The sequence below is a fragment of the uncultured Oscillibacter sp. genome (genome assembly GCF_900546705.1).
Classification (GTDB): Bacteria; Bacillota; Clostridia; order Oscillospirales; family Oscillospiraceae; genus Oscillibacter.
Window position 1 is genome coordinate 1 of record NZ_URDP01000002.1, and the last position, 19,353, is coordinate 19,353.

Sequence of the window (19,353 nt, forward strand, 5' to 3'; positions counted from 1 at the left end):
TGATGACGTCCGCCAGCTCCGCCAGCCGGGCCATGCCGCTGCACATGGCGGCGGTGTAGGTCTGGTAGACCCGGCCGTAGTCCCCCATCACCGGGTCCACCACTACCACGGTGTCCGGTCCCCGGAACCGGTGGATAAAGTCCTCCACCACGCCGATCTGCCGCTCGCTGCCCAGGAAGCCGCTGTATATGGCCTGGAATGTCAGGCCCAAGCTGGCCCAGTGGTCCGCCACCTTGGGCATCTCGTCGGTCATGTCCAGAAAGGTGAACCCCTCGAACCCGCCGGTGTGGGTGGAGAGAAACGCCGTGGGCAGGGGGCAGCACTGGACCCCCATGGCGGAGAGAATGGGAATGGCCACAGTGAGAGAGCACCGGCCGAAGCCGGACATGTCGTGAATGGCAGCAACGCGTGGGGTCATCATGGTACGCTTCCTCTTTTCAATGGTTTTGAACAGACTGTATTTCATTGTATCGTAGATTTTCCTATTGTTCAAGGGGGAGAGATGTGATATACTGCAACTATCCCGGCGCCGTCTCTGCGGGTATGGTGGAATTGGCAGACACGATGGATTTAGGTTCCATTGGGCAACCGTGCAGGTTCGAGTCCTGTTACCCGCACCAGCTCGTCGCAAGCGACATATCGCTTGCGACGAGCTTTTTCATTTCATTGCAAAGCTCATCGTGCGCTCATTCTGCTGCTCCTCGCTTCCAAATCGAACCCGCTGCGCTGGGCTTCGATTTGGTTTCGGGTGCAAACCTGGAACCCCTGGCATCCATACCGCTGCAATATTCCAGCTCGTCGCAGGCGACAGATCGCTTGCGGCGAGCTTTTTCATTTTATCGCAAAGCGCACCGGGCCTCCGCTTTCCCGCCCCGGACGGGCTGTAAAAAGCGCCCGCAGGTGGAACGCCGGCCGCGGGGGGTGCATAGGATGGCGGGAGCAAACGCTCAATCCAACCAAAGGAGTATCTCTTATTATGGGTATGCCTGTTATTACCGCCAGCACCACCACCAGAAGCCAGGCCATCACGGATCTCATTCAGTCGGTGGCGCTGGAGGAGACCGCCCTGTCCCACATCCTCAACGCAGAGGGGGAGAAAATCCAGAAAATGGTGGCGCTGCCCGATGTGACCCCGGAGGTGCTGCTGGCCACCAACAAGTCTGTGGAGTCCATGGTCAACGCGGTATCCCGGCTGGAAATGATTCTCCAGTCCAAGTTGTCCGGCTTCAGCGACTGCCTGTGTCCGTCTGAGATCACTCAGGGATAACGATCAGAAAGAGATAACGATCAGAAAGGGTGGGGCTTCCGGCAGGAGGCCCCACCTGTTTTGCACAGCCGCCCCACCGGCCTCATATCATAAGGATGGAGCGGTTCCGCTCCGACTTGAAAGACGCCGATTGCGGCCAGTATCATTCCTGTGGGAGGATCAACCATGGCATTTAATTTTGGCCTTGCCAATGACTATAACGTATTCGTTTTTGGCGACATGACCCTGAGCAACACCGACGCCGAAGGGCGCGTGGCCGTAGGCGGCAACGCCACCCTCAGCAACTACGGCATCGGCGCCGGCATTACCGCGCTGCCCCCCGCCAACACGGACCCATCCTTTGTGGTGGGCGGGGACGTGAACGTCACCGGAGGCTCCAATGCCAGCGGCAACACGGTGGTCAACCCCGGCAGTACCATCATCAGCTATACCATGGGCAACCCCAACGGTCTTTTGATCTCGGGGACGCCCATTGACTTTGCGGAGGCGGAACGGTACCTCAAGTGCGCCTCCAATTTCTGGGGCGCCCTGTCGCCCAACGGCACCGGCGAGGTAGTCTTCAACCAGCTGAACCTGATCGGAACCGATGAGATTTTGAACATCTTCTCCCTGGACAGCGGCAATCTCTACGGTACCGGCATCTCCCTGGCTCAGCTCAACGGCATCAATATCATCGCTCCCCTGGGCGCTACCATTCTCATCAACGTGGACGGCACCGCCATCCAGTACGGCAGTTACCAGATCTTCCGCAACGGCACGGCGGCCACCCGGGAACATGCACGGCGAATCCTGTGGAACTTTCCCCAGGCGCTGACCTGGTCCAACAGCACCACCGCCATTTACGGCTCGGTGCTGGCCCCCTTCGCCGCTGCCAACACCACTTACAGCCAGATCAACGGCAACATCATCTTCGATCGCTTTTCCGGCAATTCCGAAAGCCACAACGAATTGTTCATCGGTGTGCTGCCGGAGGCCGACGTCTGCCGGCTGACCACCACCAGCACCACCACATCCACCAGCACCACTACGTCCACCAGCACCACTACGTCTACCAGCACCACCACGTCCACCAGCACCACCACGTCCACCAGCACCACTACGTCCACCAGCACCACTACGTCCACCAGCACCACTACGTCTACCACGACCGCGTCCACCACGACCACCCAGGTCCCGGTTCCCCGCAGTCAGGCAATTACGGATCTGCTGGTGTCCGTGGCCCTGCAGCAGGCGGCCCTCTCCCACATTCTCAATGCGGAAGGAGAGAAGGTGCAGAAAATCCTTTCCCTGGATCAGCTGACGCCGGAGACGATTTTGCAGACCAACCGCTCTGTGGAGGCCATGGTCAACAGCATCTCCAACCTGGAGGCCATTCTCGCCGACAAAATCGCGCTTTTTAAAGGGTGCGGCTGCAGTCATACGGGAGAATAAACTGAGGATGGCGCAGCAGAAATCTGCTGCGCCATCCAGTCTATGAAGAAAGTGAGCAGATCGGGTATGAAAGTTGCGGTTTTGACGATGTTCGCAGGTCTGTCCACCACCTACTCCCTGGTCAACGTGGTGGCGGATCAGATCAAGATGTTGCTGGAGGCCCAGGTGGAGCTGAAGATCCTGGTCAGCGAGACGTGCCCCGATGCCGAACGCTGGGGCGTATTTCTGGACCCCCGGCTGGAGTGGGTGAAGATTACCAACACCCGGGACGGCGCGCCCATTGTGTGGCACGACTACTCCGCCCCCACAGGTACGGTCCACGAGACCTTTTTCGAGGAGGCGGCGCGGATTGCCGAAGACTACGTCCGGCATCTTCAGGACGTGGATGTGTGCATCATGCACGACATCCTCTACCAGGGCTGGCATCTGGTGCACAATGTGGCGATCCGCCAGGCGCAAAAGTCCCTGCCGAACGTGAGATTTTTGGCCTTTACCCACTCCCTGCCGGTCAACCGCCCCCAGAAGACGGAGTGGCCCTTTTCCGCGCGGTTTACCCCCATGCCCAACACCCGCTTCGTCTACCCCACCCACTCGGGAATCGACGCCCTGGCCCGCCAGTACGACGTGCCCCAGGGCAGCTGCGCGGTGGTGTACAACACGCTGCCCCTGCTGGAGCTGCTGAGCCGGGACGTGCGGCAGGTGGCGGACCGGATCGACCTGCTGAGCGCGGAGATTCTGGTGACCTATCCCGGGCGGCTCACCACCGGCAAGCGATTTGAGAAGGTCGCCGCCCTGGCCGGAGCCATCCAGCGAAAAACGGAGCAGCGCACCAAGGTGGTCTTCTGCGACTTTCCCAGCGCCGACACGCCCGGCCCCATCTACAAGCGGACCATTCAGACCGAGGGGATGAAGTTCGGCCTGGAAAAGGAGGACCTGGTCTTTACCTCCGACCTGGGGTATGCGCAGGGCTTCCCCCGCCGCGGGGTATTTGAGCTGTTTGGATTGTCCAACCTGTTCATCTGCCCCTCCTTCTCCGAGTCCTTCGGGCTGACGGTGCTGGAGGCGGCCAGCCGGGGAAATTTCCTGGTGCTCAATGAGGCGGTGCCTGCCCTGAAAGAGCTGGGGGACAGCCTGGGCGCCTATTTTTTGCGGTGGGACGGACGGAATTTCGGCTACGACACCCACGAAAAATACCTTCCCTCGGAGCAGGCATATTACGAAGAGCACGGAGAGCGGATCGTCAATCTCATGCGGGAGGACCCCAGCCTGCGGGCCAAAACCAGGGCGCGGACCAGATACAACGGGGCCTGGATCTGCCGCAATCAGCTGATGCCTCTGCTGCGCGGAACCGTGTGACCGGCAGTCCCCGCCGGGCCGTCGCTGTCCCGAAAACAATAGATATTTTCTATTGAATTATTGATAATATGAATTTAACACCGGCGCCTTCCGGGACTATAATAGCGTGGATTTCCAATGAGACCGGGAGGCAGTCCTGTGAAAGACGAAAAACAAACCCTGCCGCTGTTCCGCGGCGAACTGGCACTGGCCGTGGCGGTGGTCATCAACTCTCTGGGCGTGGTGCTGATGCTGTACTCGGGGGCGGGCATCTCCGCCATCTCCAGCGTACCCTACGCCTTTTCCGAGGTGCTCAGCTTCTTCTCCCTGGGCACCTGGACCTATCTTTTTCAGGCGGCGCTGATTTTGTCGCTGATGGTGCTGCGGCGGCGGTTCGTGGTGTCCTACCTCTTCAGCTTCGCCGTGGGCTTCGTGTTCAGCGAGCTGCTGGACGTCCACGAGCTGTGGATCAACGCGCTGCCCACGGGCCTCGGGTGGGACGTGGTCTACTTTGTGGTCAGCTACCTGCTCATCTGCGTGGGCATCGCCCTGTCCAACCGCTGCAAGCTGCCCATCGTGCCCACGGACCTGTTCCCCCGGGAGCTGTCCGCCATCACCGGCGTCGGCTACCCGAAGATCAAGATCTCCTTCGACGCCATCTGCCTGGCGGTGACGGCGGGCATGACCGCGCTGTTTTTGGGTCATCTGGAGGGGCTGGGCATCGGCACGGTGCTGGCGGCGCTGACCATGGGCAAGGTCATCGGCCTGGTGGGCACCTGGCTGGACCGGCACTTTGTCTTCGACATCCACCACCGCCCCGGCAGGCCCAACGTGTGCAGCGCCTCCTGAGGCCCCGGCCCATGAAAAAAGACACGCCTTTCGGGGCGTGTCTTTTTTTGTGTCACCGGGCGGCGCCGGCGCATAGTCTGGAGAAAACGCCAAAGGGGGGCTTCTCTTGAACCGCCGATCCCATCGCCGCAGCGCCCTGGCCGGGCAGCTGCGCCGCGTCCACCTGGTGGACAAATGTCTCATGGTCTTTCTGGCCGTGCTGCTGGTCCAGTCCGCCGTCAACCTGCTCTGCCCCGCCGGCGCCGGCCTGGCCGGGGACATCGACGTCATCGTCCGCACCTCCGCCGCCGCCATCTTCGGCTACCTGCTCAGTGCCAACTTCACCCGGCTCTCCCTGCCGGGACAGGCGCGCGAGGCCGCGCCGGCGCATACGCTGGAAGCGGAGGCCGGCGCACCGGTGTCCGGTGCACCGGTGGGGCGCATCGGCTTTGACGCCGGGGAGGCGGGTACCCCGCTGTCCCAGACGGAAGTGCCCGTCCCGCCGGAGAGCACGCCCGACCCGGAGGAGACGGTGAGTTCCGTTCAGATCGCCTGTGCCGCCGCCGTGGGGCTTTTCTGCCTGGCGGCGCTGCTGGCGCTGCGGAACCTGTCGGCCCTGGGCCTGCTCCCGCTGTCCGACGGTGCCGCCGACACGGTGGTCCAGTTCCGGGACTTCGTCTCCGGCTGCGTGGGGTTCCTCATCGGCTGCCCCACCCGCACCGGCGCTTCCACATCTTCTTCATGATTCATCAGGAGGTTTTCCATGGCCGACATCAAGCAGGATCTGCTCAGTCTGCAATACAGCCAGAGTTTTGAAATCCAGGGCATGCAGGAGTCCAGCGTGGACCTGGTGCTGCCCCCCGCCCCCACGGCGCTGTCCACGGTCTACGGCGTGGTCACCGACGGCACGGCCCCTCTGGCCGACGCCACCGTCAAGCTCTTCGACAGCGCGGGCCAGCCCTACCAGCACACCATGACGGACGCCGCCGGCGCCTTCACCCTCACCGGGGTGGAGCCGGGCACCTACACCCTGGGCGCCGTCCTCGACGGCTACCGGCTCAGCGACGCGGCGGGCGTGGTGCTCGCCGCAGGGGCCACGGTCCAGGCCAACCTGACCTGCGTGCCGGACGCCACCCTCTCCCTGGGGGCCATTGCCGGCGTGCTGACCGTCACCGACCCGGCGGGGGCCGCGGTGCCCCTGGGCGGGGCCAAGGTAGTGCTCCGGGACGCCCAGGGCGCGGACGTGGCCGCCACCTACACCGCCGCCGACGGGGAGTTTGCCTTCTACGACCTGGCCGACGGCACCTACACCCTCTCCTCCTACGCCGAGGGCTACCAGTCCGCCGCCTCCATGACGGCGGTCATCGCCGGCGGCTCCATCGCCAACGTGACCATGTCCATGACCGTGGACAGCCGCACCTACAACGGCACGGTCAGCGGCGTCATCCGGGACAGCGGAGGCCGGGCGGTGGCCGGGTGCTTTGTGGGACTGTACCAGGTGGTCACAGTCGCCGGCGTGACCCGGGAAGTGCTGACGGCGGTCACCAAGACCAACGACGCGGGAAAGTACCTCTTCGGCGGCGTGGGTGCCGGTGCGTATCTGGTCAAGGCAAAGCTGGAGCAGTAAGGCCGGACGGAGGCATCGGCGCCGCGTGCCGGGTGTGCCTGGAGCCGGGCGGGGAGGCGGACGCCTCCATGTGCCTGGCGCCGGGCCCCGCCCGGTGCGGCATCCGCCTTTGCATCCGGGACTTCCGCCCCCTGGACCGGGCGGTGCTGGAGGCGGCAGGCAGGCCGGATCGCTGGGAGCGGACGCTGTGGTGCCAGGGGCAGGTCTGCTTTGCCCCCCTGGCGCCGGGGACGTACCGGCTGACGCTGGAGCGGGGCCGCAGGTCCATGGCGCTGGTCATCGGCCTGCCGCCGGGAGGCGGCACGGCGGTCTGCTGCGCCCTGGACCGGGGACAGTTTTGCTGGTGCCCCGACCCCGCCTGCCGCTTCAGCGGCGGCTGGTGTCCGGAGGATGTTTTCCCTCCGCCCGTCTGCCCCGGCGGAGGGCACGGCGGTAGATGACGGCGGCGCAGGCGGCGGTGACGGCCTCCGTGATCCAGAAGGCGTGCCAGACCCCCGCGGGCCCCATGGCCCAGTCCAGCACCAGAGCCGCGGGGATCAGAATGACGCCGCAGCGCAGGGCGGAGATGGCAAAGGAGGGGCCGCCCATGCCCAGTCCCTCCAGGGCGCCGCAGGAGATGACGGACACGGCCGAGACCAGAAAGCCCAGACTGATGATCCGCAGGGCCCGGGCCCCGGCGGCCACGGTGGCGGGATTGCGGGAAAAGAGCCCCGCCAGCTCCCCGGGCACGGCCCAGCACACCACGGTGCCCGCCGCCATGATGGCCCCTGCCATAGCCAGGGCCACCCGGTAGATGCGCCGCACCCGGCCGGACTCCCCGGCGCCGTAGTTGTAGCCGATCAGGGGCCGCATGCCCTGGACGATGCCGTTGGCGGGCAGATAGAGGAAGGTCTGGAGCTTGTAGTACACCCCCAGCGCCAGTACATACACCTGCCCGTCGGCGGCAAGGATCACGTTGAGGGCGGCCACCAGGGCAGAGGGCAGCGCCATGTTCAGCGCGGCGGGGACGCCCACCCCGTAGAGGGTACGGGCCATGTCCCGGTCCGGGCGGAAGGCGGCCCGGTCCACACGCATGGGCAGCGGCCGCACCCGGCACAGGCCCAGGAAGAAGGCAAAGCCCAGGGTCTGGCCGATGCCGGTGGCCAGGGCGGCCCCCTCGATGCCCATGGCCGGGAAGGGCCTCAGGCCGAAGATGAGCACCGGGTCCAGCACGATGTTGGACACGCACCCGCACAGCATGCCCAGCATGGTGCCCACCATCCGCCCGGCGGCCTGGTGCATCTTCTCCAGGGCCATGGACCAGGCCACCACCGGCGCGAAGGCAAAGGCGATGCGGCCGTAGCGCACCCCCAGCTCCGCCACGGCGGCGTCCCGGGTGAAAAGGCCCAGAAACGCCGGCAGGACGGCGATGCACCCCACGGCCAGCACCACGCCGTGGACGGTGCTGAACCACAGCCCCCCGCCGGCGGCCCGGGCGGCCCGGTCCGTCTCCCCGGCCCCCAGGAAGTAGGCGATGGCGGCGTTGATGCCCACGGAAAAGCCGATGGTAACGGCGGTAATCAGGTTCTGGAGGGGGTAGACCAGCGACAGCGCCGTCAAGGCGTCCTCGCTGAGAGCGGCCACATAGTAGCTGTCCACAATGTTGTATAGAGACGACACGGTCATGGAGAGCATCATGGGCAGGGACATGGCCAGCACCAGCCCCACCACGGGCCGCTCCTTCATATACGTCTGCTCCATGTGCTCCCCTCCCACGCAAAAAAGCCGCACAGCGATCTTCCGATCCCTGCGCGGCGAAAAAACAGCGGCGGCGCCGTCGTTCCATCCGCCCCCGGCGGACGGCTGATACATCCAGCATACACGCCCCGGCATGAAACGTCAAGCCCCGGGACATAAGGAGGGCGCCGCCTTCGGGCGGCGCCCTTTCTTATGCGTCTTTCCCCGGCAGCATGAGCTCAAAGCTCTCCCAGGTGTGCCCGGCCGCCTCCACCGACGCCCAGGTGTACCCGGCCGTCTCGCACTCACTCCAGGTCATGTAGCGGAAGTAGAACTCCACCTCCAGATGACAGGGCAGGATGTCCAGCACGATCTGCCGGATCTCCTCAAAGGCGGGGGGCACGCCGGCCACGCCGGGAAAGACCACCCGCAGGTGGCCGGTGTCCACCTCCATGGCCCGGGCGCTGACGCCGCAGCCGCTGATGGTGCGGTTGATGGCCTCCGGGGTCAGGCTGTCGGCGTCGATCTGCATGAGGGCGGTGATGGCGGCGCGGCGGTCCTCCGCCGTGGAGGCGGCGGGACGCCGGGCAAAGAGGGCCTCCCGCCGGACAAGGCCCTCTCCTTCGGCGGTGGCCAGCAGCCCCTCCCGCTGGGCATGGTCGATCTCCGCCTCCGCCCCGTCCAGGGCCCGTCCCACGGCGTACACCATGGCCTCGCTGACGGAGCCCTCCTGCAAGTCGTAGATGCCCAGGGGCGCGAGCAGGTTTTTCAGATACGCTGCATATGCCATTTACGCGCCCTCCCAGGGCGAGACGGTCAGCCCGCCCAGCGCCGGCAGTCCCCCCTGCCGGGCCTCCACGTCCGCCGCCGGCGCGGTGATGCGCACGTTGGACACGCGCTCCAGACCGAACACCAGACTGCTCAGCTCCGCAAGACGCACGCCCTTCCCCAGCAGCTGCCCGCTGAAAAAGGCGGTGACGGCCTGCTCCGCGGCGGCCTTGGCCTCCTCGTCGGTATAGCCGTCGGCGGGCCGGACCTGCAGGGCAAGGTCCACCTGCTGGATCTGGGGAGCGAGCACCTGAGCGTCCACGGCGATCTCCCGGTTTTCCTGGATGTCCGACTGCACCTGCTGCAAAAGCGCCTCCTCCGGCGTGCCGGACTGGGCGGCGATGTAGATGTCCACCGTGCCGGTGCCCCGGGCCCGGCCCACCGCCTGGGCCGCCGCCACCCCCGCGTGGGACAGGGCGGTCTTTTCGTACCAGGCGGCGTTGGCGCCGTTGGGCAGCCGCCGGTAGCTCTCCAGTACCCGCGCCCGCAAACTCTCGTCGCTCTCCGGGTCGCTGCCGCCGGAAAAGGCCCGCTCATTGGTGCAGCGGGTGATGCCGATGGGGCAGGCAGTCAGGATGGTGACGGTGCCGGGGGCCACGTTTCCGCCGCTGCCGGGCTCCACCGCCCGGGCCGGGGCGTCCACAAACAGCTCCCCGGCACGGAGCACGGCGTCCTCCGTGGTGAGGAAGGACACCTCCCCGGCCGTCATGCACACGGTGCCCTCCGGCACGGTCAGATCCGACGCCGGGGCCAGCTCCACGGAAAAGTGCAGCGTCCCCACGGCCCGGGTGCCCTCCATGCGGGTGATGCCCCGCATGGCCGCGTGCTGGTCCAGATAGGTTCCCTGGGCCGTCTGGGGAAAGCTCTGGTCCAGCACCCACCCGGCCTGGATTTCCAGGGCCTGGACCTGGGCCGCCGCCGCGTACAGCCGCACGGCCAGGTCGCAGGACTCCTCCGGCCGGAAGCCGCACCGGGCCTCCATGTCGTCGCACATCTGCCCATAAATCTCGTCTACGCTTCTCACGATTTCTCTCCTCTCATTGCACCGTCAGCTCCACCGCCGCCGTCCCGTCCGCGAGAGCCAGCGTCACCGTCAATGCCCAGGCAGGGCCGGGGCGCTCCTCCAGCTCCACTTTCTCCACCCGGACGGGCTCGTCGGCCAGGGCCTCGGCCACGTACTGCTCGGCGGCGGTGCGGCGCTGGCCGGGGCTGACGGCGCCCAGCTGATAAAGGCGGCTGCCAAGATCGGGCAAAAAGGGAAAGCGTCCCCGCCGGGCCCGCAGGCGGAACCCCACCCGCTCCAGCACCGCCTCATTGCCTCCGGCACGGCGGATGCCTGCGCCGGAGAGCACGTAATCCCCATTCCGCAAAACCGGTTCGCTCACAGGCTTCCGCCTCCTTCCTCACAGGTACAGGGCCGGTAGGGCTCGCCGTTGATGGTCAGCGACCCCTCCACGGCCACGTTCCCCCGCAGCACCAGCGACCCGTCGGCGCGCAGGTAGACGCTGGCGCCGCCGCTGCGGATACACACCTCGCCGGGCTGCATCCCCGCCTCCGGGGCGGCCTGCCGGGTGCCGGCCACGCACTGCTCCTGGCCCCCGGGGCCGCCCTTGATGACCAGCACCGCGTCCCCGTTGCCGGGCATCCACACATAGCCCCCGGGGCCATAGACGGGCAGGGAGCGCACCTCGCCCCGGGTGAGCACGCCGGCCTGTCCGCCGGCGATGGTGGTCACGCCCAGGTCCGTGTCGGCCCCGGGGGGCACGGCGCGCATTTTCTGGGAAATCCACATATCAAATCCTCTCCTCCAACGTCAGCAGCACGGCGGCGCCGTCGCTGCGGGAAAACGTATTTTCCGACTGGGCCACCCGGTACACGCCCGCAAGACCCAGCCGGGGCAGCGCCAGCTCCGCCTCGTCGCCGGGGAAGGCCAGGAAGCTGCCGGGCAGTCCCACCTCAATGCGGACCTCCTGCCGACGGGACTGGTCGATCTGGTAGGCGCCGGTGTAGCGCATGGCCTCCCAGGTGCTCTGGCCCGGGGTGTAGACCACCCGGCGGCACTGGCCGCCCCGGCTGAGCATATCCTGGTTTTTCACGCTGTAAAAGGCGTTGCGGGTCTTGTCGATGACCAGCACCTCCGTCAGCACGCCGTAGTGGTCCTCCCGCAGGCGGCAGGAGAGCACCGGGTCGCTCTCCCCGATCTTCACCCGCCGTCCCGCCTGGGGCGGAGCGGCCACCAGACGGCCGTCGGGCAAAAACGTGGGGGCAAAGCCCCCGTAGGCCCGGCAGAACCCCTCCAGGGCCTTCCACTGGCTGGTGCCGGAGGCCACGGTGTAGACCCCGGAGGCCCGGACGGCGGCGGTGCGGGCGGCGGAGATGCCGTAGGGGGTCACGTGGTTGCGCACAATGTCCTCCAGGGTGGCCGTCTGATAGGTCATGGGCCGGGACTCGTTGTCCAGCAGCCGGGCGGCGTACCCCCGGCCGGAGACGGTGGCGGTCAGGCCGCCGCTGTCCAGCTCCACGGTGTACTCGTCCACCACGCCCCGCAGCATCACCTCCCCGCCCTCCCAGGCGGCAAAGCCCGCCGCCAGGTGGAGGGCGTCGGCCATGGAGGCATCGTACAAAAACGTCACGGAGAAGCTGTCGCAGGGGACGCCGCCGGTGTGGGTGATGTTCCACGCCAGCAGGGCGGGCAGCTCCAGGGTCCGGTGGTCGCTGGTGATGAGATAGGTCCTCACGGGATCACCACCGTTTCTCCCGGGTAAATGAGGTTGGGGTTTTTGATCTGGGGGTTGGCGGCGATCAGCGCCGTCAGCGACACACCGCAGCGCCCGGCGATGCCCCACAGGGTGTCCCCCTTGCACACCCGGTAGGTCTTTTGGGACGCTGCGGAGGCGGCACTCTGGGACGGGGCGGTGTCGGCGGACGTGCCGCCCGCCACCTCCGTCAGCCCCCCGGTATAGCCCCCCAGGTCCTCCCAGAAGGCAAACCGGTAGCGCACCAGGTCCGGCACCGGCTCCTCCGTCAGCTCCAACGTGACAAAGTAGGCGCTCTCCGCCGGCCACACCGGGTGGACCAGCAGCCCGGGCCCGGACTGGGCAAAGACCTGCTCCAGCGCCCGGTACGTCTCATAGGCGTCCCCTCCGGCGAAGGTGCCCTCCCCCTCCAGCACCCGGCACCCGGGCCCCAGATCCTGGAGCACGTAGCCTCCGAAGGGGATCTTGTGGACGGCCACCTCCCGGCGGCACTGACTGCGGTAGATCTCCGGATTGTGGGGCCAGGTGAAATCCTTATAGCGCATAGGCGTCAAACGCATGGCTCTCCTCCTTTAATATAGGGAAAATCCCCCGTCGTACCGGCGGGCGTCCCGCTCAAAGGCCCGGGACAGCGCCCGGGCGGATACGTCCGCCCCGGTACCGGCGGCGGCAGTGTCCCACACCCCCGCCCCGGCCCGTCCGGGGACGGCGGCGGCAGAGGGCAGCACATAGGAAACCGGCCGGCTCTCTCTGGCCGCGGTATCGCCGCCGTAGGCCGCCGCCTCCCCCACCGGTGCCTGCCCTCCGGGGACGGCTCCGGCCGCGGCGGTGCCTCCGGACAACGCGCCGCCGGGAAACTCCACGGCCCGTCCGCCGGAGAAAAGGGCCGCCCCCCACGCCGCGGGGTACCCGTCCGATGCCGGGGCCCCCTGGGCCGGGAGCGCGCCCGATGCCCGGGAAGCCCCCGCCCCACCCACAGTGGAAGCGGGGTTCGTTCCATCCCCCGCCGTCCATGCCCGCACAGTTTCGGCAGAGGCGGCGTCCTCCGCCGCCTCCCGTTCTCCGCCCAACAGCAGCAGCGATAAAAGCTGCCGCTGCCGGGTCAGTACACTTTGGATATAGTCCACGCTCATCCCTCCCGCAAGGCCTCGAACCGCTCCATGTCAAAGGCCGGGTTCTCCCCGCCGGGCCGCCCGGCGGAGGACAATCGCTCCAAAAGGCGCTCCATCTGCCCGGCCGTCAGCGTCTCCAGCACGTCCTCCCGGTCACGGAAGGCCGCCTCTCCCTGGAAAAAGCAGCACTCGGCGAGCACCTGGGCGTTGGAGAGGAGGCTGCGCTCCAACGGGTCCTCCGCCTCCCGGCGGCTCTCCCGCCAGATGGCCAGCAGCCGCCCCGCCGTCAGCGGCCGGAGCGCATCGATGTCTCTCACGCCTGGGTCTCGATGCGGCGGGAGGCCACCACGGTGATCTTCTCGGCCACCATGGCGTTGAGCTGGCCCTCCTCGTGGATGGCGCTCCACTCGCAGCCGCTGTAAATGACCTTGCGGTCAGGCTTGCAGATCACCAGGGAGAAGTCCTGCAAGTCGTGGAAGTTGATGCCGTCGGCCACCGCGTCGTCGGTGGCGTAGAGGCGGGTGAGCTCCAGGGTGTACTTTTTCTGTCCTTCGATGGTGGCCACCGGCTCGCTCTCGCCGAAGGCCTCCACGCTCTGGGAGGACTTGGTGGCCTTGGCGGTGTAGCTCTGCACCACCGCCACCTTCTTCCCGTCCAGCTCCAGATAGATGTCCGCGCTGGTGGGGAATCCCTTTGTATCCATGTTTTCTCTCTCCTCTCAAACGCCGTCAGACGGTGATGTGTACGGTCAGATAGATCTGGTTGAGGCCGTGGGCCACGGAAAAGCCGAACTCCACCAGGCACACGGTGGGGTCGTCGGCGGAGGCGGTGACCGTCACGTCCCCGTAGCTTTCGATGATCTCCGCGGCCACCTTCTTCTCCAGCTCCACGATGACCTGGGAGCGGATGGCGCTGCGGTTGCGGACGGTGTTCTTCGTGCGGGAGAACTTGCTGCGCAGGGCGCTGCGCACGGTGGGGATGATGTCGTCGACGATGAGGACGGTGGTCAGCTCCCGCCAGGTGGCGTCGGCGGCACCGCCGGAGGTAGTGCGGGTGGTGATGCCCCGCACGGGGGAGAGGATGCCGCCCTCGTATTCCAGGGGCGTCACGCCGCCCCGGACCAGCAGATCCACGTCGTTGTCGCCGTAGGCCTCGCTCAGGCCCCCCAGGCCGCTGATCTGGGCGCCGTTGAGGGGCACGGCGGGGTCGGCGGAGGCGGCAATGACCCCCGCCAGGGCCGCGGCGGCAAACACGCCGGGCAGCGTCTTTCCGTCCTCATCCAGGGGATCGGGGCCCACCAGCACCATTCGCTCGCTGTTGATGGCCTCGGCGTGGGTCACCAGCTCGGCGGCGGACTCGCCGTCGCCGCCCACCACGCCGATGCGCTCTTTGCGCAGCCCGGAGTCCTGCTCCACCGAGGTCCGCAGGGCCTGGTGGACCGCCTGGTCGGCGCTGTCGCACACCACAATCTGCACGTTCTGGCCGCTCAGCACGTCAAAGGCCGCCTGGTAGTCGGCGGTCTGGCCCGCCTCGGCCACCCGCACCGCCACCACGGTGGACGCGCCGTTTTGGTAGAGCAGCTTCAAGATGGTGCTCATGCCCGGCGTCTCGTCCTGGCCGAATATGGCGGTGCCGGCGGCGTAGCCGGTGAGGGTCACCGCCTCCCCCACCGTACCCTGGACGGCCTTGGCCGCCACGCCGATGACCCGGGTGGCCCGGCCGGCGGTGATAACGGCAGAGGTGTCGTAGGCCGAGTAGACACCCGGCCGCTCATGTTTGATCTCGCTCAAGTCTGTACAGCTCCCTTCAGTTGAAAGTCCAAAAATTCCTCCGCGTCCTCATGGGCCGCGGCCTGGAACACGGCCCGGCACCGGAGTCTCCCCCGCCGCCGGAACATCTGGGTGGCCGACTCCCACTCCAGTCCCTCCCAGGCAAGTTCCCCGGGCCGGATGCCGCCGGGCAGTCCCCCCAGCAGCACCTCGGCGGCCAGGGTACAGCCCTCCCGGCACTGCTGAGCGGTGCCGCCCCGGACGTCCACCCAGATCTCCGCGTCCAGCTGCTTGCCGTAGAGCTCCAGCACCGTGCCCGCCTCCGGGTCGTAAGCCTCCCCCAGATAGCTGCAAAAGCCCATGGGGCCGCTCTCGGCGGTGCCCACGTCCACGGTGGCCACGGCGCCGCCGTAGTCCCCGGCCCATCGGTCGGGGTAGGCCGTCAGGGCCGTGAGCCCCGCACCGGTGAGGGCGCCGCACACCGCCTGCTGGATCTTTTCGATCTCCTTCATGTCACCGCCTCCTTTTCCGCCTCCGCCAAGGCCCACCAGAAAAGGGCCGTATTCCCCGGCCCGTAAGGCCGGGCGGAGCGCACCCGGAAGCGCTGGCCGTTCCAGGCCAGGCGGTCCCCGGGGGACACCTTCGTGCCCCCCAGGTACAGCCACAGCCGCTCGTCCACCCATCCAAGGGCCGTGACGGCGGAGGGCACCCGCTCGCTCCTTTGGGCCAGGGGCTGGAAAAACGCCCGGACCTCACCGGTGAAGTCCGCCGTCTCTACCCGGACGGACTGTCCCCAGCGGTCCATGACGCGCTTGACCCACGCCCTCATCCCCTCACCCCCAAAAAGGCGAAGTCGCCGGTGGAGGCGTAGGGGGCCATCAGCTCCCCGGCAGCGGCGGAGAGGGCCGCGGCCAGGGCCGCCCGGTCACTTGCCGACCGGCCCGTGACGGACAGCTCCCCGGCGGCAAAGGCGGCAACACCGCCCGCGTCCCCGCCCCATACCGCCTGGGCGGCGGCGGAGAAAGCGGCGGCACAGGGCAGCGCCTGTCCGCACGATTCCTCCGTCACGCCGTCCCGCAGCCGCGACTGCCAGCGCTGCAAGGCCGCCTGACACAGCGGCTCCAGCAGCGCCGTGTCCGTCTCCTCCAGACCGGCCAGCCGGGCGGCCAGCGCCACGATGGTCTCATCCATGCCGGTCACCTTCCTCTCTCCGTGCGCTTCTCAGACGGTCAGAATCTTGGACGCGTCGGGGAAGAGCTTGGCAAAGCCGGAGATGGAGGTGATGGCGGCCCGCTCCAGCTGGCGGTCGATGAGCTTGTCGTACTCCACGGTGATCTCGCTGGAGCAGATCTGCTCCAGGGCATAGCGCTTGTCCAGGCCCACCAGGGTTCCCTCGGGCAGGGCGCTGCACCGCAGGAGCTTGGCGCCAAGGGGCGTGGTGAGGGTGCCGGTACCCTGGAAGTTCAATCCCGTCAGGGGGTTCTGGAACTCGGGGAGCTTGAGCATGGCGAGCATCATGTCGCCGCTTACCAGCAGGGTATTCATGGTGTAGGGGTCAAACTGGCTCCAGAAGTCCACCAGGGCCTCGTAGCTCAGGGTGCCGCCGGAGCCGGAGATGGTGCCGTCGCCCACAGAAAAGCGCTGGGCGGCGTTATCGTTGCCGTCGCCCTTGTCGATGACCTCCACGGCGTCCTTGAGGTGCATCTTGCCGATGTAGGCGCCGATCTGGCGCAGCGTCACGGAGAAGAGGTCCAGCCGCTGGAAGCGGATGGCCTCGTAGGAGGCCACCAGCATTCTGCCCCGCTTGTGGAGGCGCACCAGGTTCTCCTGGGTGCGGATGGTGGTCTCGGGGATGCGGGCGCCCTCCTCCACCCGGCGCAGCGCCTTGTCCTCCTCGCTGGGGACGGAGGCGATGGAGCGGTAGTCCATGCCGTCAAAGCGGGTGACGGTGGCGGTGATGTCGGGCAGGATGCTGCCCTCCTCCAGGCCCTGGCGCACCACCCGGGAGACGAACTCGGGGAAGAGCACGGCGGAGTCGGTGGTGTGGAAGAACTTCTCCACGCAGTCGCTGCCGGCGCCCTTGACCTTGATGTCGAATCGCTTGAGCTGGCGCTGGAAAGCGTCCATGCCCTCCAGGGGCGTGCCCTTGTAGTGCTCGCTGGGGTCCAGCTCCTCCAGGGTCTGGGTGAAGCTGGTGCCGCTGCGGCCGTACATGCCCTTTTCCAGGCGGATGTTTTCGTAGTGATAAGCCATTGTCTTGTCCTCCTTACAGTACAAAGGTCACGGTGTCATCTCCGGCGCGCACCACCCGGTACTCCCGGCCGGACGTGTCGGCCTTGACGCCGCCGCTGCCGTCGGCGCTGAGCTTGGCCCAGCCCAGGGCGGGGGCGCTGGTGCAGGGCACGGTGACCATGCCGCCCAAAGCCACGGTGCAGGCGCCGCCGTCTCTTGCCACGCTCAGCACCACGCCGCAAAAGCCGTCGCCCGCGCCGCAGGCGGCCACGGTGTCGTCCGCGCTGATCTTGACCACCTCACCCTCCTTGACCTCGCCGCAGGCGAAGGTGGCGGCCCACTGGCCAATTCCCTCATACGAAAGATTCATTGTGCTTCTCCTTTCTATTGATCGTCCTCAGACGAGAAATACGGTTTCATCCTCCCGCCCGGCGGCAGGTGCCGCGGGCAGCTGGGGCGCAGGCGGGAAGCGGCGGGCGACCTGCTTTTCATAGGACTTCTTCAGTCCCAGCAGCTCCGGCTCGTCCAGCTTGGCCGCGGCGGCGGCGAAGGCCTCCCCGTCCAGGGCGTCATCGGCGAGCATGGCCAGGCGCACCACCTCACGGCGCAGCCCGTCCAGATACTTCGCCCCCAGCGCCGCCTGCTTGCGCAGCACCGCCGTGTCCCCGCGCTCTTGATAAAAGCGCTTGAGCACGCCGGCCTCCCGCTGGGCGGGCACCGCCACAAAGGACCACTCATAGGCGTCCCGGGGGTCTTGCAGCTCCCGGAAGCACAGCTTGCCGTCGTAGCGCTGTCCCTTTTCGTGACCGCACTGGCCCTCGGCGCCGCAGATGGAGCAAACGCTTTTGGCCATGCTGCACCCCACGCTGACCTCCTTTTTGATGCCGCCTTCGATCTCGGCGATGAGCTCGGCGTTTTTCTCCGTCCGCAGCAGGTATGCCCAGCCCTTGAGCCAGCGGTACCCGTCCCCTGCCGCCGTGGTGACGGCGGGCTCCGCCACCACCTCCGTGCGGTAGATGCGGGCGGTCTGGCCCTGGGCGGACCACTGGTGGTCGAACACGCCGCTCTTGCCCACGAAGAGCCGTCCCAGCTCTTCCAGGGCGTCCGGGTCGAACCGCTCCAGATCCCGGTCCACCTCGTTGTCGCAAAGCCGCAGGGTAAAGGTGTACACCTGCTCCGGCGTCAGAGGCGTCTTTGCCAGGCGGTTGATTCTCTCCAGGTCCTGCGCATCCGGCGTCCCCGGCTCCACGGCCGATTGTTCCTTACGAATGTCCATTGCTCCCTCCTCACTCCGTTGCTGCGGCGGAACCTGCCTGCGCCGCGTCGTTTGCAAGCTGCAATTTCCGGGCCTCCTCCCGGTAGAGGGCGGCCTTGGCCTCCTCCACCTCGTCCTGGAGGTTGATGTCGTCCCAGACCACCTCAAAGCCGCAGGCGTAGCCGTGCATTCTCAGCCACAGCCGGCAGATCCGCTCCACTGTAGGCGTCAGGGACCGGCGGATGGCGGTGATCTCCGTGGTCAGAAGGTCCGCCTGCTGGCTGCTCATGCGCTCGGTGGAGCTCCAGCTCAGCCCCAGCATGAACGGCGGGATGCCGGTCTTGGCCACGATCTGCTCCAGGATCTGCCGCACGGGCACCTCGCTGTCGAGAATGGGGGCGTCGCCGCCGATCACCTTGATGTCCACATCCCCCACAGCCACGAAGTCCCGTACCCGGCCGCCCCGGGTATCCTCCATGGCGGCGGACCACTCCCGGGCCAGCTGACGGCTGCGCTCGGCGGCCTGTCCCTCTCCGCTGCGGCAGGTGACGGCAAAGCGCACGTTGCCGCAGCGCTCCCAGTTGACGCCGATGGTGTGGTAGATCTTCATGAGGATGTCCGCCAGAAACGGCATGGACCGCAGCAGCGACACGCCGTAGGGGTTCACCGCCTCCGGGTGGAAGGGGGTGAACAGCAGCAGCCCCTGATAGGGCAGCGGGCGCATGTGCCCGGCCTCGTCGGGCCCGCAGATGACAAAGTCCAGCGGGTGCTCTCCCTCCCGAATCTCCAGAAGGTCGGTCCTGCCGCACAAGAGGGCGGCGATGTCGGCTCCGCCGGGCCGGACCACCATCTCCCCCACGGCCCGGCCGTAGGTCAAAAGGGAATCCAGGTAGCAGTCCAGAAAGGCGTTGACGCCGAACTGCCCCCGGCCGGTGGGCACCGTGCGCAAAAACTCCCGCAGCTGCCGCTGGGCAGCCGGGTCGGCGCACTCCGCGTCCACGCCGCCGCACATGCGCACCAGCTTGTAAATGGCGGCGTCCACCAATGGCACGGCCTCCCGCACGGCCCGGTAGAGCCGGTCCTCCCCGCTGCGCAGGGGCACGTAGTCCCCCAGCATGCCGAAGGGGTGCTGCTCACCGCTGCGCAGCTGCACCGGCGCGGCTTCCACAGGGGGCTGCTTTTTGAACCATCTCAAAT

The 19,353-nt window shown here is 67.1% G+C and carries 25 protein-coding genes, 1 tRNA gene and 1 pseudogene; 8 read left to right on the plus strand and 19 right to left on the minus strand.

What is annotated here, in order from left to right:
- A pseudogene (locus QZS13_RS00555) lies at positions 1 to 421 on the minus strand (pyridoxal kinase); the annotation flags it as partial.
- Between the two features lie 116 nt (positions 422 to 537).
- Between QZS13_RS00555 and QZS13_RS00560 the strand changes: the two are divergent.
- From QZS13_RS00560 to QZS13_RS00595, 8 genes are all read left to right on the plus strand, one after another.
- Positions 538 to 620: transfer RNA gene (locus tag QZS13_RS00560), tRNA-Leu, on the plus strand.
- Between the two features lie 356 nt (positions 621 to 976).
- Entirely contained in the window at positions 977 to 1,267 is a 291-nt protein-coding gene (locus tag QZS13_RS00565) for a hypothetical protein (protein ID WP_295584192.1), read from the plus strand.
- A gap of 165 nt (positions 1,268 to 1,432) precedes the next feature.
- Entirely contained in the window at positions 1,433 to 2,698 is a 1,266-nt protein-coding gene (locus QZS13_RS00570) for a choice-of-anchor A family protein (protein WP_295584194.1), read from the plus strand.
- Positions 2,699 to 2,764: 66 nt separating this feature from the next.
- Entirely contained in the window at positions 2,765 to 4,054 is a 1,290-nt protein-coding gene (locus QZS13_RS00575) for a glycosyltransferase (protein ID WP_295584195.1), read from the plus strand.
- A 138-nt stretch (positions 4,055 to 4,192) separates the two neighbouring features.
- Complete coding sequence (locus QZS13_RS00580; RefSeq protein ID WP_366557928.1) at positions 4,193 to 4,882, plus strand: DUF6198 family protein; 690 nt, start codon at positions 4,193 to 4,195, stop codon at positions 4,880 to 4,882.
- Between the two features lie 106 nt (positions 4,883 to 4,988).
- Positions 4,989 to 5,606 (plus strand): hypothetical protein, encoded by a 618-nt coding sequence (locus QZS13_RS00585; RefSeq protein WP_295584199.1) that lies wholly within the window; start codon positions 4,989 to 4,991, stop codon positions 5,604 to 5,606.
- 18 nt (positions 5,607 to 5,624) lie between these two features.
- A complete protein-coding gene (locus QZS13_RS00590; protein WP_295584201.1) occupies positions 5,625 to 6,488 on the plus strand; it encodes a collagen binding domain-containing protein in 864 nt (287 codons plus the stop codon).
- A 68-nt stretch (positions 6,489 to 6,556) separates the two neighbouring features.
- Positions 6,557 to 6,928, plus strand: a complete 372-nt coding sequence (locus tag QZS13_RS00595; RefSeq protein ID WP_295584203.1) for a hypothetical protein — start codon at positions 6,557 to 6,559, stop codon at positions 6,926 to 6,928.
- Here QZS13_RS00595 and QZS13_RS00600 read toward each other — a convergent pair.
- From QZS13_RS00600 to QZS13_RS00685, 18 genes are all read right to left on the minus strand, one after another.
- A complete protein-coding gene (locus QZS13_RS00600; protein WP_295584205.1) occupies positions 6,855 to 8,228 on the minus strand; it encodes an MATE family efflux transporter in 1,374 nt (457 codons plus the stop codon). The genes QZS13_RS00595 and QZS13_RS00600 overlap by 74 nt on opposite strands.
- 187 nt (positions 8,229 to 8,415) lie before the next feature.
- On the minus strand, positions 8,416 to 8,994 hold the full coding sequence (locus QZS13_RS00605; protein WP_295584206.1) for a hypothetical protein: 579 nt from the start codon (positions 8,992 to 8,994) through the stop codon (positions 8,416 to 8,418).
- On the minus strand, positions 8,995 to 10,056 hold the full coding sequence (locus QZS13_RS00610) for a baseplate J/gp47 family protein (protein ID WP_295584207.1): 1,062 nt from the start codon (positions 10,054 to 10,056) through the stop codon (positions 8,995 to 8,997). It abuts the gene before it with no gap.
- A 13-nt stretch (positions 10,057 to 10,069) separates the two neighbouring features.
- A complete protein-coding gene (locus tag QZS13_RS00615; protein WP_295584209.1) occupies positions 10,070 to 10,417 on the minus strand; it encodes a hypothetical protein in 348 nt (115 codons plus the stop codon).
- Positions 10,414 to 10,824: a hypothetical protein gene (locus tag QZS13_RS00620; RefSeq protein ID WP_295584211.1), complete on the minus strand. Its 411-nt coding sequence runs from the start codon at positions 10,822 to 10,824 to the stop codon at positions 10,414 to 10,416. The genes QZS13_RS00615 and QZS13_RS00620 overlap by 4 nt, the downstream gene beginning before the upstream one ends.
- Before the next feature lies 1 nt (position 10,825).
- Positions 10,826 to 11,770 carry a hypothetical protein gene (locus QZS13_RS00625; RefSeq protein ID WP_295584213.1) on the minus strand — a complete coding sequence of 315 codons (945 nt, stop codon included), beginning with the start codon at positions 11,768 to 11,770 and terminating at the stop codon, positions 10,826 to 10,828.
- Entirely contained in the window at positions 11,767 to 12,348 is a 582-nt protein-coding gene (locus QZS13_RS00630; protein ID WP_295584214.1) for a LysM peptidoglycan-binding domain-containing protein, read from the minus strand. Before QZS13_RS00630 ends, QZS13_RS00625 begins: the two co-directional genes overlap by 4 nt.
- Before the next feature lie 12 nt (positions 12,349 to 12,360).
- Positions 12,361 to 12,915: a hypothetical protein gene (locus QZS13_RS00635; protein WP_295584216.1), complete on the minus strand. Its 555-nt coding sequence runs from the start codon at positions 12,913 to 12,915 to the stop codon at positions 12,361 to 12,363.
- A gap of 2 nt (positions 12,916 to 12,917) precedes the next feature.
- Positions 12,918 to 13,217 carry a hypothetical protein gene (locus QZS13_RS00640; RefSeq protein ID WP_295584218.1) on the minus strand — a complete coding sequence of 100 codons (300 nt, stop codon included), beginning with the start codon at positions 13,215 to 13,217 and terminating at the stop codon, positions 12,918 to 12,920.
- On the minus strand, positions 13,214 to 13,603 hold the full coding sequence (locus QZS13_RS00645; protein WP_295584220.1) for a hypothetical protein: 390 nt from the start codon (positions 13,601 to 13,603) through the stop codon (positions 13,214 to 13,216). Before QZS13_RS00645 ends, QZS13_RS00640 begins: the two co-directional genes overlap by 4 nt.
- Positions 13,604 to 13,628: 25 nt before the next feature.
- Positions 13,629 to 14,690 carry a phage tail sheath C-terminal domain-containing protein gene (locus tag QZS13_RS00650; RefSeq protein WP_295584223.1) on the minus strand — a complete coding sequence of 354 codons (1,062 nt, stop codon included), beginning with the start codon at positions 14,688 to 14,690 and terminating at the stop codon, positions 13,629 to 13,631.
- Positions 14,687 to 15,181: a hypothetical protein gene (locus QZS13_RS00655; protein ID WP_295584225.1), complete on the minus strand. Its 495-nt coding sequence runs from the start codon at positions 15,179 to 15,181 to the stop codon at positions 14,687 to 14,689. The genes QZS13_RS00650 and QZS13_RS00655 overlap by 4 nt, the downstream gene beginning before the upstream one ends.
- Positions 15,178 to 15,498, minus strand: a complete 321-nt coding sequence (locus tag QZS13_RS00660; protein ID WP_295584227.1) for a hypothetical protein — start codon at positions 15,496 to 15,498, stop codon at positions 15,178 to 15,180. The genes QZS13_RS00655 and QZS13_RS00660 overlap by 4 nt, the downstream gene beginning before the upstream one ends.
- On the minus strand, positions 15,495 to 15,860 hold the full coding sequence (locus QZS13_RS00665) for a hypothetical protein (RefSeq protein ID WP_295584229.1): 366 nt from the start codon (positions 15,858 to 15,860) through the stop codon (positions 15,495 to 15,497). Before QZS13_RS00665 ends, QZS13_RS00660 begins: the two co-directional genes overlap by 4 nt.
- A gap of 30 nt (positions 15,861 to 15,890) precedes the next feature.
- On the minus strand, positions 15,891 to 16,922 hold the full coding sequence (locus QZS13_RS00670) for a phage major capsid protein (protein WP_295584231.1): 1,032 nt from the start codon (positions 16,920 to 16,922) through the stop codon (positions 15,891 to 15,893).
- Positions 16,923 to 16,935: 13 nt separating this feature from the next.
- The gene (locus tag QZS13_RS00675; RefSeq protein WP_295584233.1) at positions 16,936 to 17,271 is read right to left on the minus strand and encodes a hypothetical protein; all 336 of its coding nucleotides are present in this window, start codon (positions 17,269 to 17,271) and stop codon (positions 16,936 to 16,938) included.
- Between the two features lie 27 nt (positions 17,272 to 17,298).
- Positions 17,299 to 18,177, minus strand: coding sequence for a hypothetical protein (locus QZS13_RS00680; protein WP_295584235.1), 879 nt, complete (start codon positions 18,175 to 18,177; stop codon positions 17,299 to 17,301).
- A 10-nt stretch (positions 18,178 to 18,187) separates the two neighbouring features.
- Positions 18,188 to 19,351, minus strand: a complete 1,164-nt coding sequence (locus tag QZS13_RS00685; protein WP_295584237.1) for a serine/threonine protein phosphatase — start codon at positions 19,349 to 19,351, stop codon at positions 18,188 to 18,190.
- Between the last annotated feature and the right edge of the window lie 2 nt (positions 19,352 to 19,353).

Excerpts from the sequence above, each read along its gene's own strand:
- QZS13_RS00565 (WP_295584192.1), top strand. The coding sequence starts at position 977 with ATGGGTATGCCTGTTATTACCGCCAGCACCACCACCAGAAGCCAGGCC.
- QZS13_RS00570 (WP_295584194.1), top strand. The coding sequence starts at position 1,433 with ATGGCATTTAATTTTGGCCTTGCCAATGACTATAACGTATTCGTTTTT.
- QZS13_RS00575 (WP_295584195.1), top strand. The coding sequence starts at position 2,765 with ATGAAAGTTGCGGTTTTGACGATGTTCGCAGGTCTGTCCACCACCTAC.
- QZS13_RS00590 (WP_295584201.1), top strand. The coding sequence starts at position 5,625 with ATGGCCGACATCAAGCAGGATCTGCTCAGTCTGCAATACAGCCAGAGT.
- QZS13_RS00595 (WP_295584203.1), top strand. The coding sequence starts at position 6,557 with ATGTGCCTGGCGCCGGGCCCCGCCCGGTGCGGCATCCGCCTTTGCATC.
- QZS13_RS00600 (WP_295584205.1), bottom strand. The coding sequence starts at position 8,228 with ATGGAGCAGACGTATATGAAGGAGCGGCCCGTGGTGGGGCTGGTGCTG.
- QZS13_RS00605 (WP_295584206.1), bottom strand. The coding sequence starts at position 8,994 with ATGGCATATGCAGCGTATCTGAAAAACCTGCTCGCGCCCCTGGGCATC.
- QZS13_RS00620 (WP_295584211.1), bottom strand. The coding sequence starts at position 10,824 with ATGTGGATTTCCCAGAAAATGCGCGCCGTGCCCCCCGGGGCCGACACG.
- QZS13_RS00630 (WP_295584214.1), bottom strand. The coding sequence starts at position 12,348 with ATGCGTTTGACGCCTATGCGCTATAAGGATTTCACCTGGCCCCACAAT.
- QZS13_RS00645 (WP_295584220.1), bottom strand. The coding sequence starts at position 13,603 with ATGGATACAAAGGGATTCCCCACCAGCGCGGACATCTATCTGGAGCTG.
- QZS13_RS00655 (WP_295584225.1), bottom strand. The coding sequence starts at position 15,181 with ATGAAGGAGATCGAAAAGATCCAGCAGGCGGTGTGCGGCGCCCTCACC.
- QZS13_RS00660 (WP_295584227.1), bottom strand. The coding sequence starts at position 15,498 with ATGAGGGCGTGGGTCAAGCGCGTCATGGACCGCTGGGGACAGTCCGTC.
- QZS13_RS00665 (WP_295584229.1), bottom strand. The coding sequence starts at position 15,860 with ATGGATGAGACCATCGTGGCGCTGGCCGCCCGGCTGGCCGGTCTGGAG.
- QZS13_RS00670 (WP_295584231.1), bottom strand. The coding sequence starts at position 16,922 with ATGGCTTATCACTACGAAAACATCCGCCTGGAAAAGGGCATGTACGGC.
- QZS13_RS00675 (WP_295584233.1), bottom strand. The coding sequence starts at position 17,271 with ATGAATCTTTCGTATGAGGGAATTGGCCAGTGGGCCGCCACCTTCGCC.
- QZS13_RS00680 (WP_295584235.1), bottom strand. The coding sequence starts at position 18,177 with ATGGACATTCGTAAGGAACAATCGGCCGTGGAGCCGGGGACGCCGGAT.